General features: G+C 33.8%; 17 protein-coding genes and 8 tRNA genes. 6 read left to right on the plus strand and 19 right to left on the minus strand.

Translation table 11 applies throughout. The features are described 5' to 3' along the window. Nucleotides 1-8: 8 nt before the first annotated feature. The 11 genes from EZV73_RS26950 to EZV73_RS27000 all read right to left on the minus strand — a co-directional run bounded on the left by EZV73_RS26950 (nt 9) and on the right by EZV73_RS27000 (nt 5,025). Nucleotides 9-464 carry a single-stranded DNA-binding protein gene (locus tag EZV73_RS26950; protein WP_240843693.1) on the minus strand — a complete coding sequence of 152 codons (456 nt, stop codon included), beginning with the start codon at nt 462-464 and terminating at the stop codon, nt 9-11. Next, nucleotides 464-1,165 carry a hypothetical protein gene (locus EZV73_RS26955; protein ID WP_240843694.1) on the minus strand — a complete coding sequence of 234 codons (702 nt, stop codon included), beginning with the start codon at nt 1,163-1,165 and terminating at the stop codon, nt 464-466. Before EZV73_RS26955 ends, EZV73_RS26950 begins: the two co-directional genes overlap by 1 nt. Beyond that, entirely contained in the window at nt 1,162-1,554 is a 393-nt protein-coding gene (locus EZV73_RS26960) for an NUMOD4 domain-containing protein (protein ID WP_240843695.1), read from the minus strand. The genes EZV73_RS26955 and EZV73_RS26960 overlap by 4 nt, the downstream gene beginning before the upstream one ends. 7 nt (nt 1,555-1,561) lie before the next feature. Beyond that, entirely contained in the window at nt 1,562-1,786 is a 225-nt protein-coding gene (locus tag EZV73_RS26965) for a hypothetical protein (protein ID WP_240843696.1), read from the minus strand. A gap of 17 nt (nt 1,787-1,803) precedes the next feature. Next, on the minus strand, nt 1,804-2,175 hold the full coding sequence (locus tag EZV73_RS26970) for a hypothetical protein (protein WP_240843697.1): 372 nt from the start codon (nt 2,173-2,175) through the stop codon (nt 1,804-1,806). A gap of 7 nt (nt 2,176-2,182) precedes the next feature. Next, complete coding sequence (locus tag EZV73_RS26975; RefSeq protein WP_240843698.1) at nt 2,183-3,133, minus strand: DnaD domain protein; 951 nt, start codon at nt 3,131-3,133, stop codon at nt 2,183-2,185. Nucleotides 3,134-3,368: 235 nt separating this feature from the next. Next, nucleotides 3,369-3,620, minus strand: a complete 252-nt coding sequence (locus EZV73_RS26980; RefSeq protein WP_240843699.1) for a hypothetical protein — start codon at nt 3,618-3,620, stop codon at nt 3,369-3,371. 10 nt (nt 3,621-3,630) lie between these two features. Beyond that, on the minus strand, nt 3,631-3,921 hold the full coding sequence (locus tag EZV73_RS26985) for a helix-turn-helix domain-containing protein (protein ID WP_240843700.1): 291 nt from the start codon (nt 3,919-3,921) through the stop codon (nt 3,631-3,633). 8 nt (nt 3,922-3,929) lie between these two features. Then, a complete protein-coding gene (locus tag EZV73_RS26990; protein ID WP_240843701.1) occupies nt 3,930-4,445 on the minus strand; it encodes a helix-turn-helix transcriptional regulator in 516 nt (171 codons plus the stop codon). Nucleotides 4,446-4,474: 29 nt separating this feature from the next. Continuing rightward, nucleotides 4,475-4,723, minus strand: a complete 249-nt coding sequence (locus EZV73_RS26995; RefSeq protein ID WP_240843702.1) for a helix-turn-helix domain-containing protein — start codon at nt 4,721-4,723, stop codon at nt 4,475-4,477. Between the two features lie 83 nt (nt 4,724-4,806). Then, nucleotides 4,807-5,025: a helix-turn-helix transcriptional regulator gene (locus EZV73_RS27000; RefSeq protein WP_240843703.1), complete on the minus strand. Its 219-nt coding sequence runs from the start codon at nt 5,023-5,025 to the stop codon at nt 4,807-4,809. Nucleotides 5,026-5,178: 153 nt separating this feature from the next. Here EZV73_RS27000 and EZV73_RS27005 point away from each other — a divergent pair, with 153 nt between their 5' ends. From EZV73_RS27005 to EZV73_RS27025, 6 genes are all read left to right on the plus strand, one after another. Beyond that, nucleotides 5,179-5,502, plus strand: a complete 324-nt coding sequence (locus EZV73_RS27005; RefSeq protein ID WP_240843704.1) for a helix-turn-helix domain-containing protein — start codon at nt 5,179-5,181, stop codon at nt 5,500-5,502. A gap of 146 nt (nt 5,503-5,648) precedes the next feature. Continuing rightward, nucleotides 5,649-6,428, plus strand: a complete 780-nt coding sequence (locus EZV73_RS27010; RefSeq protein ID WP_240843705.1) for an ABC-three component system protein — start codon at nt 5,649-5,651, stop codon at nt 6,426-6,428. Further along, nucleotides 6,428-6,655 (plus strand): ABC-three component system middle component 7, encoded by a 228-nt coding sequence (locus EZV73_RS29025; RefSeq protein WP_369123966.1) that lies wholly within the window; start codon nt 6,428-6,430, stop codon nt 6,653-6,655. Before EZV73_RS27010 ends, EZV73_RS29025 begins: the two co-directional genes overlap by 1 nt. Further along, entirely contained in the window at nt 6,639-8,249 is a 1,611-nt protein-coding gene (locus EZV73_RS27015; protein WP_240843706.1) for a DUF2326 domain-containing protein, read from the plus strand. Before EZV73_RS29025 ends, EZV73_RS27015 begins: the two co-directional genes overlap by 17 nt. A 121-nt stretch (nt 8,250-8,370) precedes the next feature. Continuing rightward, complete coding sequence (locus EZV73_RS27020) at nt 8,371-8,922, plus strand: ImmA/IrrE family metallo-endopeptidase (RefSeq protein ID WP_240843707.1); 552 nt, start codon at nt 8,371-8,373, stop codon at nt 8,920-8,922. A gap of 23 nt (nt 8,923-8,945) precedes the next feature. Next, a complete protein-coding gene (locus tag EZV73_RS27025; RefSeq protein WP_240843708.1) occupies nt 8,946-10,100 on the plus strand; it encodes a site-specific integrase in 1,155 nt (384 codons plus the stop codon). Nucleotides 10,101-10,368: 268 nt separating this feature from the next. On the opposite strand, the gene EZV73_RS27030 is transcribed toward EZV73_RS27025, so the two are convergent. The 8 genes from EZV73_RS27030 to EZV73_RS27065 all read right to left on the minus strand — a co-directional run bounded on the left by EZV73_RS27030 (nt 10,369) and on the right by EZV73_RS27065 (nt 11,034). Further along, nucleotides 10,369-10,445: transfer RNA gene (locus tag EZV73_RS27030), tRNA-Arg, on the minus strand. A gap of 5 nt (nt 10,446-10,450) precedes the next feature. Then, a tRNA-Cys gene (locus EZV73_RS27035) sits at nt 10,451-10,525 on the minus strand. A gap of 6 nt (nt 10,526-10,531) precedes the next feature. Beyond that, a tRNA-Lys gene (locus EZV73_RS27040) sits at nt 10,532-10,607 on the minus strand. Nucleotides 10,608-10,613: 6 nt separating this feature from the next. Further along, nucleotides 10,614-10,687: transfer RNA gene (locus EZV73_RS27045), tRNA-Gly, on the minus strand. A gap of 4 nt (nt 10,688-10,691) precedes the next feature. Beyond that, nucleotides 10,692-10,766 (minus strand) — tRNA-Gly (locus EZV73_RS27050). 5 nt (nt 10,767-10,771) lie between these two features. Continuing rightward, nucleotides 10,772-10,856: transfer RNA gene (locus EZV73_RS27055), tRNA-Tyr, on the minus strand. A 6-nt stretch (nt 10,857-10,862) separates the two neighbouring features. Next, nucleotides 10,863-10,938 (minus strand) — tRNA-Thr (locus EZV73_RS27060). A 19-nt stretch (nt 10,939-10,957) separates the two neighbouring features. Beyond that, a tRNA-Asp gene (locus EZV73_RS27065) sits at nt 10,958-11,034 on the minus strand. Nucleotides 11,035-11,099 lie beyond the last annotated feature (65 nt).

Here is an 11,099-nt window from a genome sequence, read left to right on the forward strand (position 1 = left end):
GTTACCTCCTAAAATGGTATATCATCATCACCAGGTATAGCTTGGAATCCAGCCATATCTTGTTGATAAGACTGCTGATTGTAACTATGTTGCTGTGATGGCTGTTGATATCCCTGTGTATTATGTTGATTATTCTGAGAATTTCTGTTGGCCCATTCAATGAACTCAACTCTTGATGCTATAACTTCCATGCCATAGTGTTTCACACCATTTTTATCCTCATAGTTATTATTCTGCATTCTTCCTGTTACAGCTGTCATTAAGCCTTTTCTTAAATAATTAGCAGAGTTTTCAGCAGTCTTACTAAAGCATTTTATATTTATAAAGTCAGCATCTGGTTGACCTTCTTTTTTAAACTCTCGATTAACTGCTAAAGCAAATCTACATACTGCTGTACCAGTAGAAGCTATATATCTTAATTCAGGATTCCTGGTTAGTCTGCCAATTAAAACTACTTGATTCATTAATCCGCCTTTCTTTTCATATCATTGATTAATGTCTTTAACTCACAGATTTCATCTTCTTTATTTTGAAGAATCACTCTTAAGCGATTACTCTCATAAACATACTTGTTTAAGCATTCCTCAATGTTTTCAATCTTCTTGATAACCATATATGACATATAGCCCTTCTTGTCTCTACGTTCATAGTTACTAATGCTATTGATTTCAAATAACTTGGAGATCTCTTCAATAAATGGATCCAGTTCTTCAAGTCTTTCAACACCAACTCTAAGCGAGTATTTATTATCACTAAAAACCCTAGCGTATAAGCCTTCGTAATGATCTCTTTCAAAATCCAATATACTTATGTCAAAGACCTTTGCTTCATAATTTCCATTACGACCTTTAAATGTTTCGAGCCTATACTCCAAGTCAATAGCACCTACATCCATCAATGCATTAAACTGATATGTACTGAATCTATAGTATTTAGCGACTTCCCATACTGGAATCATTACATACTCATGAAACTCCTGGTAAAACTCATCTCCAAAACCTGCATCAAATAACTCACTAATCATCTTATGCTTTGCTAATCTCTTGGGTAAATCCAACCCTTTATCTATGCAAAATCCATGTATAGTATCTTTTGAAATTACTGTATCAGAGCCTTTATTTTTAGAAAGCTCATCTCGAACCCAATCCATTTGATATTGATTCATGATTCCTCCGTTTCTTTATACTCCCTTTGCAACTGCTCAAATCTCTTTGAAGTTCTACGCATTGCAATAGATAATGTTATTTGTAAACTACCATGATTATCACGCCTATACTTCATTATTTGGCCAGTATAAAAGCAATTTTGACCTCTTTTGTTAACATATTTTCTATCTAGAGATCTAACGATTCCTTGCGAATTATGCTGATAATAACCTTCAAAGCCTTTAATGTCTTTGAAGTCATCTTTTACTATCCACTCCAAGTCCTCCTCATCTAGTTCACCATCTGCTACTTTTTCATGAATAGTCTCAAAGCTAGGTAAGTAGCCTTTTTCTTCTGTGTAGGCTTTTATAAAGTTAATCACAGCTTTTTCTTTTTTAGTCAATTTCATTTCCTGATCACCTCTTTACTGACAAAACCTTAATAGCTCTTGGCTTTGAAGAGTCTCTCTTGATATAACCTTTCTTCTCTAATCTACTCAGATGGCCAAAGACTGTTGAAGAGGACTTAAGTCCTACACACTTTCCAATCTCCCTTACTGATGGTGGATAACCATTTAACTGAGTATATTCAGTGATTACATCCAGTATTTTCTGTTGTTTATCTGTTATTGATTTGCTCATATACACCCTTAATCTATTTAGTTTTCAAGTTGACTTAGCCTTAAATCACAGATTTTGATAAAATCATTAGTCTTGGCTATGGCAACTTCTCGAGTCCTTTTCAGCTCTCTAATAATCTCCGGACTCTCATATTGCGTTAGTTCATCTTTCATCGACTCTAAGTCATGATCAGAGAAGATACTGTCAACTCTTATGACTTCACTTACACCTACAAATGTTGGTACATCCTTTAGGGATCCATAAAACTCACCTTTATGTGTTATAAAAGCTCTTTTACAGTTTGCCAAGGCCAGCATCGACAACTTGTAATCAATCATGCCTTTAACAAATTCAGATCTAAGAACCCATTGTGGATTTCTCTGCAACCAATTCAATAATTGTCGATTCATACTTACCTCACTTTCTTATCCCTAATTTACGTTCCAGTTCATCATTGGACAACTTATCTCTTTGATCAAAATTATGAAACTTATTCTTAGCTTTCATATCGACAACCTTTGACTCACTACCTTTTTGCTTAGCAGCTTCAAAATTTCTTTGATCAGCATTCACTGCATCCATGGTCAACAAATTTTTATTTAACCAGTTTCTCAAAATACCATTGATGTATTTGATATTTCCAGCTCCATTTTCTACAGCAGTTTTTAAAGCATGTAAAATTACTTCGCTTGGAAAATGGTCTAACCATGATTTTAATTCTTCACCTTCATACGGTGTAATCGGTCTAATATTTTTTGAGTAAAAACTAATCAACTTTTTAAAATCATCATCCCTTGTTATTGTTGTTATATTATTAGAACAATAATAATGTTTATTTATGTCGGTAATGGTTACCGCAGTTTTTTTGTTTTCACTCGATTCTGCGGTAACTGTTACCGCAGTTTGCGAATCTGGGGAAATTATTACCGCAGATTTTACCGCAGTTTCTGAAACTGGGGAATCTATTACCGCAGTTTTGTCCTCATTTTCTAATTCTGCGGTAACTATTACCGCAGTTTTGCTCTCGTTTTCTGATTCTGCGGTAACCATTACCGCAGTTTGGTCTAAATCTTGGTTCAAAATACTCTCTAAACTGATCATTCTATAGAGTCCAGAATGCTTTTTTCTCTGCTGAGATTGATATAAAATAATGCCTTTTTCTATCAAAATTCCTCTAAGATTTCTAACAGTTTTATCACTCACGCAAAGCTCATCTGCAAGCCTAGAATTCGAAACTTTGAACCATTCAATCCAGCCACAAGTATTATTAATGTGCATCAACAAATACCATAATGCCTGGACATTTGCTGCTAAAGGATCCTTTGTTAAATACTTTCTAAATCCATTAATTTCATTTATGTAGTTCATTTGCACCCCATTAAAATTGGCAGGAGCTAAGCTCCCACCTATATGAAAGGAGTTGTCAAGACATACGTAATTAATGCTACTAATGTTGCTATTACTACCTTAACGAATAAACGCCTCTCTTTTTCTTTGTATCCAACAATCTGAATAAGATTAGGATTCTCCATGTTACCTCCTTGATATGGCCACCATACTCTGATATAATGGCTTTAATGAAATTGACTCTTTTGCCGCCAAGCTAGGGTCTTTTTTTACTATCCAAACAAATTGAAAGAATCTCAATTGCTTCATTAACTTCTACAAGAATTTCTTTTGATTCTTTAATGATATCCTCATTATCATCAATACATTCCTTTATAAACTTCACTTCTAGTTCATCTTTACACTCAGTAACAATCTGCTCTAATACCGAATTTTCAATGATTTTATCAGCAATCGCATCTTTTAAATCAATCTTGCTAAGTTCTAGTTGCTCAATAACTCGTGTCATTTTTCATCTCCTACTCTATATAATCCACATCTGATGGAATATCATAAAACGTTCTATACGAATCTTCTTCCATCTTATCCATCCAGTCATCTAATGACTTTGTTCTAAACAACACTCTTCCACCTCTTCTAACTCTAATACATGGTAAAACGCCTTGTAAGTAGTAAGATCTCAGTGTCGGAATTGATATTCCTAAATAAGCTGCAGCTTCTTCCACTGTAATCGTAGAAACTCTATGTCTACTCATAATCTCAGCTTTGGTAGGAATCTTTCTGACTTTCTCTGCTATTGCTGCTTCCATAGCTCCTCCTAAATAATGTACTTCTTTTTCTTTAACTTCATAACCATTCTCTTTTCTATTCGACTGATATCAAGATTAAATATCTCGGCCATCCGAATAAAGTGAAGCTGTACTGCTGGTATGATATCAGCAATCTGTTCTTCAAAGGCCATTACTTCTTCGCGCTCAACTTCTGTAAGATCATCAAGAGTATTCCTATTTCGAATAATCTTCTTTAACTTCATACTAGCTTCAATCATTTCGCCAGCTTCCTCAACTAATGAATCTAATATCACTGCTGGATCATCATTAACATTATTAAGAATCGGTATACATAGTATCTGGTCCTTTTCAGTACAAGATATTGCATGTCTTAGTCTTGGTGACTTAAGCACTCTTGAGATCTTTACAGCAATATCTATTGGTATATCCTCACCATTCTCATATGCTGATATCCTACATTGAGCCACATTAACTTCATTGGCTAATGTTCTTTGAGTCATACCAGCTTCAAGTCTTGTCTGCTTCAATATGTCTTGTATCAATCTATTCCTCCTTTGGTATAAATGATAATTTATATTCTCTCTAGTGCTGCTCTTGAAGTAAAAATTTTTCCAATATCAGCATAATTAAGATCCAAAATAACTTTTAAGAACCACACCTCAACTGTGGTAAAAAAAGACTTCCCATTTTCCTTGTTTGAGTAATCAGATACTGAAATAAGTAACAAATTTGCTACTGTACATTGTGTTAGATTAGAGGCTAACCGTTTCTGTTTAAGATATTCAATATCTATTACTTTTAACATGTCATAGTCACTCATTTAATAAACCCTCTCTTTAATATTCTGTTTTCAAATAAATACTACATTGATTATTAAGGCAGTATATTTAAAATAAACTAAGTTTACTTTAAAGAAACATTCTGATTAAAAAAAATATCCATAATCTGAGCTTTGGATAAACTAAGCACTGTCTTAAGTACTCTTGCTTCATCTAAGCTAATCGGTAATTTCCCATTCTCTTTTCTTGAGTATGTTGATTTAGTTATGTTAAGTTTCTTAGCAATAACTTCCTGGGAATAACCTGCATCTTCTCTCATACTTCTAAGTTTTTCTAAGTTCAAGCCATCACCTCCTTTGTTTACTCACAAGCAACTTAAGGCTATTATATTTCCTTTAAATAAACTTGTCAACACTTTTAATAAAATAAGTTTCCATTAAAGAAACTATTGTTACTTCACACGAAACTCATAGTATAATATTCATGGAGGTTTAACATGAGCAAATTCAGTAATAGACTAAAGATGTTAAGAAAAGAAAAAGGCCTTACCCAGCAAGAGTTTGGGGATATTTTTCATTTGAATAAAAGTTCGATCTCAAAATATGAGAATGGTTCACAAATGCCTGAGGCCGATACATTAGAAAAAATAGCAGATTTTTTTGATGTAACTGTCGACTTCTTATTTGGTCGATCTGAAATTCGTAAGACAAATGATCTTCATATTGCTTTGAACACAGTATCAACCGAAGGGCTCGACGAAGATGATATTGAAATGGTGAAAGGGCTAATTAAAAACCTAAAGAAAAAGAATCAAAAATAACATCGCTACATATGCGGTGTTTTTATTTTACACCTTTCTGGTAAACTAAGGAATTAATTCCTAACTAAGGCACCAATTTTATTTTATGTCTAATATAGGCTAATACACTTTCACATTACATGTAGTTATAAAGGAGAAAATTATTGATGGCTACTAAAATAAAGAAAACTCGGCGCAACAGCACAACTGAGGATAGAGTTACCTTATTAACAGAAGTTAACAGAGTTTGTCCTTTGTGCGGTAAAGACTTAATTACAACAAAAAATAATAGAACTCTTTATGCTTTTGAAATTGCTCATATCTATCCTCATAAACCCAATAAACATGAACTTGAGTTGTTAAAGGATGTTAAGAGATTGTCCACTGACTCAGAAGACCTGGAGAACTTAATATTATTGTGTCCTTCGTGTCATAGTAACCATGATAAATACACTCAATTAGAGGAGTATTATAGACTGTATGATCTAAAAAGTAAGATGATTGCAGAAACAACATGTAGAAGTTTTTTTGGAGACTACAGAATCGAAACACAAATTACAGATGTAATTAACTCATTATCAAAGGCTATGGAAGATAAAAAAGGTAAACTACCTAAACTAGACTATGACGTATTTACAATAGACGAAAAATCAGATGAAACTTTAAATGTATTTACGGAATCAATGATTAAATCGTTTGTCAGATCCTACTTCATTACTATTAGAGAGCAATTTGAAGAACTTGACAAATCAAAAGAAGGTTCTTTTGATTTAATTGCATCACAAATCAGAACTTTTTATATCCAGTTAAAAAACAACGAAAAAGATAAAACTATAATTTTTGAGCAGATCTGTGAATGGATTTATATAAAAGTTGGAAGAGAAAATAAAGTTGGATGTCAAGTGTTAGCTAGCTTTTTTGTACAAAATTGTGAGGTGCTCAAATAATGATATTGCCAAATAAAATAACATCATTTAACGAATCTGTATTATCAAAATTAACACCAATAATGAAGGAGTTACAAAGAGGAGAACGTAACATCTTTAAAATCTTTAAATTAACACACTCCAATTATGAGGAGATAAACGAATATCTATATGCACTAGATATCTTGTTTTTATTGGACGTTGTAGAAAAAATCGATGGAGATAAACTATATGTTAAAACAAATTAATTGCAATATATTTCGAGAAAAAACAATAAACTTTCATAAAGGACTTAATTCGGTTTTGGGAGATGAAAAAGGTTCAAACTCCATTGGGAAATCGACACTTCTAATGATCATAGATTTTATATATGGAGGCAACTCATATATTAAAGAAAATGATGATGTTGTGAAACATCTAGGACATCATATTTTTGAGTTTGAACTATCAATAAATAACATTAGCTACTACTATAGAAGAGGTACTGAAAATCCAGATACAATTGACATCTGCAATTCTTCTTATAAAAAAATTGATGATTTCAATCTAAGTGCGTACACTCAAAAACTTAAAGAATTTTATCTTAATGAAAATAATTTCATATCCTTCAGGTCAGTTGTGGGTACGTTTTCTAGGATTGCACAAAAAAGAAATAAATTCGATTCAAAACCATTGAAGATCGTTGTTAATTCTAAAGAAAAAGATTGTCTTGATAATCTAATAAAATTATTCGGACAATATTCAATAATTAACGAAACCCAAAAAGATATCAAAGACATTACTAAAGAAATACAAGCAATTACCTCAGCAAACAAATACGATTATATAAATAAAATTAATGCGACTACCTATAAGAAAAACCTAAAAAGAATAGCTGAAGAAAATAAACAAGTTGAAAAACTTTCATTAGAAATGTCGTTGCAACTAAAGGACTATGATCTTGATAATAAAAATAAACTGTATTATGAAGTAAATGAAGCCAAAAAAGAACGAGAACTATTAAAATCGAAAATACGACGACTAGAAGATAATTTATCTAATAATAGTAAAGCGATAACTGAAAATTTCACGTCGTTAATCGAATTTTTCCCAATGGTTAATATTGATAAGCTGAAGTCTATAGAGCAGTTTCACAACAGTATTACAAAAGTATTATCAGATGATATGAGATCAGAACTTGATCTATTAATGATAGAGAAAAATAAACTTGATGTCCATATAGATACTCTCGAAAAGAAAGTAATAATTAATAATGTTGAAGGAGTTGTGCCAAGTCTAGTTTTAGAGCCATTAAGTAAACTGATTATATCCACTAATAATATGAAAGAAGAAAATAGAATTTACTTGAGAAGTGTGAGAAAGAATGAGGATAAGAAAAAAAGTACAGAAAAGCTACAACAAGATACATTAACCATACTCTCAAGTATTCAGGATGAAATTAACGCACAGATGGAAATAATTAATCATGATATTTATAAAGATAATTTAAATTCTCCGAAGTTAGATTTATCTTCTAACAACCATAGTTTACACTTGGAAGATAATACAGGAACTGGACGTTCTGACTCAAACCTAGTTATTTTTGATGTTAGTATACTGAAACTTACTAGTTTACCTTTCATTATACATGATAGTATTATGTTCAAAAATATTGGTAATATACCTATGAAAGAGATTATTAACTTGTATTCTACTCAAAATAAGCAGTGTTTTATTGCTATCGATGAAATACAGACATATGGAGAAAAAACAGCTAAATTACTTAAATCCTCAAAAGTTGCTGAACTATCAAGTGACAAAGTATTATTCACCCTAGATTGGTCAGGGAATAGCAAGTCATAATCGAACATTTGATAACAATTCTTAACTTATTTACTAAAAGAAAGATATGATTCTTTCTTTTTATTGCTTTGAAGGTACATTGGTGTTATCATTATAGCGAACAATTGTTCTTAGGAGGTTTATGGAAACTATAAATACACTAACAATCAAACTAGAAGAGGAAGCAATATTATACGACTATGTAGATCTAAATGACAAGGCAAATGGAATGTGTGTAAAGGATGGAGAGGAATATTATATCTTATTGGATTCTCATATAGCTAATGATGACCCACTTCATAAAACAGTTCTAGCAGAAGAGCTTGGCCACTATTACACCATGATTGATGACCCAACACCTAAACCTGGTGATTCCTATCATAGGAAATGTAGAATTGATAAGGAAGAAGAAAAAGCTTTAAGATGGGCTACATCACATGTTATTCCAACTAATGAGTTATTAGATTTTCTTGCTAAAAACAAACGCTCGACTGCTCAAGATCTTATTGATCATTTTGAAGTACCTAAAGAATTTCTCATGAAGAAGTTGCAGCACATGGCATCTAAACAAGAGTACTATGAAGTTTGCACAAATTATTATTTATGTCTCTCAAATTTGCCCTCAATTTATATTACTCGCTTCTTTGATACGAATATCGAATCAAAAGCGAAAGCTTTATATGGACGGAAATAATAGTATAAAGTGAGGTGATTTTAATGGCATGTATAACTAAAATTGAAAGACAAAAGTATACCATAGCAATTTCTAAAACTGTAGATGGTACACGTAAAAGGCAAAAGGTAACTTTTCATGGTACTAGAAAAGAAGCTGAGGCTGAAGCTCTAAGAATGGAACAAGAAATACTGCTTGAGTTTGGTGTAGTTACTCATCAAAATATTACATTTTCTCAGTTTGCCCAGATTTGGTTTAGAGATTACGGTAATAACAATCTAAAATCCAAAACACTTCGTACCTATAAAGATTTGCTCAACAAGTATGTTCTTCGTCATATTGGCCGAATGAAGATGAAGTCTATCAAGCCAACAAACATTATGACTATGTATAACTCTATTCGTTCTACACCAAAGAATGATAAGGGGGATCTATTATCTCCTACTACTATCAACCACATCCACAGTATTATTCACAAAATCTTCTCTGATGCTGTTAGATGGCAGTATCTTGTGGACAATCCTGTGGATAGAGTACCAAAACCCAAGCGTGAAAAACCAAAACCAAATTACTTGAACACTGAGCAACTAGATGAGGTGCTTGCAGCTTTTGACACTATTGAAAAACATGAGATAAAATGGAAGACTGGATGTTATATCGCTCTTATGACAGGTCTTCGTCTGGCAGAGATCTCTGGACTAAAATGGGATGATATTGATTTTAAGAATAATGTGATTCACGTAAGACGTACTAGGAAGTATATTTCAAAAGTTGGTGTTGTAATAGATACACCTAAGACTACTGATTCATTTAGGACAGTGGCTATTCCCTCTTCATTGAAAGAACAGTTTTATGAATACAAAGGTTATCTATTTTATTTAGAGAACCTTTGTGGGGATTTATGGCAAGATTCTGATTATGTTTTAGTAGATGATTTTGGAAAAGAATGTTTTCCAGATTCTTTATCAAAGTGGTTTGCTAAGTTCATTGTCAGAAATAAACTTCCAAAAGTCACACTACATGGATTGCGTCACACGATGGCCACTTTACTCATTCACGACCCAAATGTACCTGAAAGAACAATCTCAGATAGGCTTGGTCATTCAAATACAAATACATTAAGAAAAATCTATAGTCATGAGCTCAAAGAATCTGATAAACTTGCAGCTGATTCTATAGATCAGATATTTAAGAAATGAGTTCTCTTGAGAGCTCTTTTTCATTTTTTGCTACACTTTGCCACTCGGGCACATTTTTGGGCACATTTTTGTAAAAATCGTCATTTTCTTCTCGGTGCCACCTCCACATGTTCAAAAAATAAAAATAAATCCAAGGGCCTGAATCCTTGGATTATATATGTTCTTTAGGCTCGTGAACCAGTTGCAATAACTGTGTTCCATGTTCCTAAGAAATGCCTTATTTAATTCATAAAAAATACCCAATCATTAAATTGAGTTATTTTTTAAATGGCGCGCCCTAAGAGATTCGAACTCCTGACCTTCTGGTTCGTAGCCAGACACTCTATCCAGCTGAGCTAAGAGCGCAAAATTGGAGGCGGCACCCAGATTTGAACTGGGGAATAAAGGTTTTGCAGACCTCTGCCTTACCACTTGGCTATGCCGCCATAAAATGGTGATCCATCCGCGACTCGAACGCGGGACACCCTGATTAAAAGTCAGATGCTCTACCGACTGAGCTAATGGACCACATCTTGGAGCGGGTGAAGGGAATCGAACCCTCGTAACTGGCTTGGAAGGCCAGGGCTTTACCACTAAGCTACACCCGCAAAATGGAGCAGAAGACGGGATTTGAACCCGCGACCCTCGCCTTGGCAAGGCGATGCTCTACCACTGAGCCACTTCTGCTAGTTTGGTGGTGGGAGAAGGATTCGAACCTTCGAAGGCGCTGCCAACGGATTTACAGTCCGTCCCCTTTGGCCACTCGGGAACCCCACCACGATATGGAGCTAGTGAAGGGACTCGAACCCCCAACCTGCTGATTACAAGTCAGCTGCTCTACCAATTGAGCCACACTAGCATGTTTTAAATTGAAAAAATGGCGATCCAGAACGGGCTCGAACCGTCGACCTCCAGCGTGACAGGCTGGCGTTCTAGCCAACTGAACTACTGGACCGCATTTGGTGGGAGTAACAGGACTTGAACCTGTGACCCTCTGCTTGTAAGGCAGATGCTCTCCCA

The sequence above is a fragment of the Acidaminobacter sp. JC074 genome (assembly GCF_022496765.1).
Taxonomy (GTDB): Bacteria; Bacillota; Clostridia; order Peptostreptococcales; family Acidaminobacteraceae; genus JABXKX01.